General features: G+C 72.4%; 1 protein-coding gene. It reads right to left on the bottom strand.

Annotation, left to right across the window (positions count from 1 at the left end; translation table 11 throughout):
* Positions 1-994, bottom strand: a 994-nt coding sequence (aspS, locus tag C1I93_RS30695) for an aspartate--tRNA(Asn) ligase (protein ID WP_111246711.1), incomplete at both ends; no start/stop codon positions are given.

The following is a 994-nucleotide window of genomic DNA, read 5'->3' on the forward strand; positions in this document are numbered from 1 at the left end:
GAGGCGGTGGAGGTCGCGGGGGAAGGGGGTGACCTCGCGGATGTTGGTGGCGCCGGTGAGGCGGGCGACGAAGCGTTCCAGGCCGATGGCGAAGCCACCGTGCGGCGGCAGGCCGTGCCGGAAGGCGTCGAGGTAGCCGGCGTACGGGTCGGTCGGCTCGCCTCGGGCCGCCAGCGCGGCCAGGTAGTCGGCGTGCCGGTGCAGCCGCTGCCCACCGGTGACCAGTTCCAGTCCCCGGAACAGCAGGTCGAACCCGTTGGAGTAGGTCGGGCGAGCCGGGTCCGGATGGGTGTAGAACGGCCGCTTCGCCATCGGGTACCCGGTGACGAAGAGGAAGTCCGACTGGTGTTCGCGGCGGGCCCACTCCCCCAGCGCCCGCTCGTGCGCGGGCGCCAGGTCCGGCTCGTCGGCGGGCACGCCGGCGATCCGCAGCGCCTCGGTGAAGTGCACCGCCGGGATCTGCGCGGGCACCACCGGCAGTTCCCGGCCGAGGGTCGCCAACGCGGCGGCGGCCCGGTCGCCGACCGTGTCGAGCATCCCGGCGAGGGTGTCCCGCAGCACCGCCATCACGTCCCGGTGGTCGGTGACGAAGCCCAGTTCGACGTCGAGTGAGGTGTACTGCGCCAGGTGCCGCACGGTGTCGTGCGGCTCGGCGCGGAACACCGGCCCGACCTCGTAGACCCGCTCGAAGACACCGACCATGAGCTGTTTGTAGAACTGCGGCGACTGCGCCAGGTACGCCGGCCTGCCGAACCAGTCCAGAGTGAACACGTTCGCCCCGCTCTCGGTGGACGTGGCGACCACCTTCGGCGTGTGGATCTCCACGAACCGCCGGGCGTCGAGCGTGGCCCGGAACCCGGCCACCGCCGCCGCCGAAATCCGCAGCGCGGCCGACCGCGTCGGATGCCGCAACGCCACGGGCGCGTGGTCGAGCTGGGTGGGCAGGGTCGCGGTCAGACTCGGCCGATAAAGATCAAACGGCGGGGGTACGGCG

It is taken from the genome of Micromonospora endophytica, assembly GCF_003236305.1.
In the GTDB taxonomy this organism is placed as follows: domain Bacteria; phylum Actinomycetota; class Actinomycetes; order Mycobacteriales; family Micromonosporaceae; genus Micromonospora; species Micromonospora endophytica.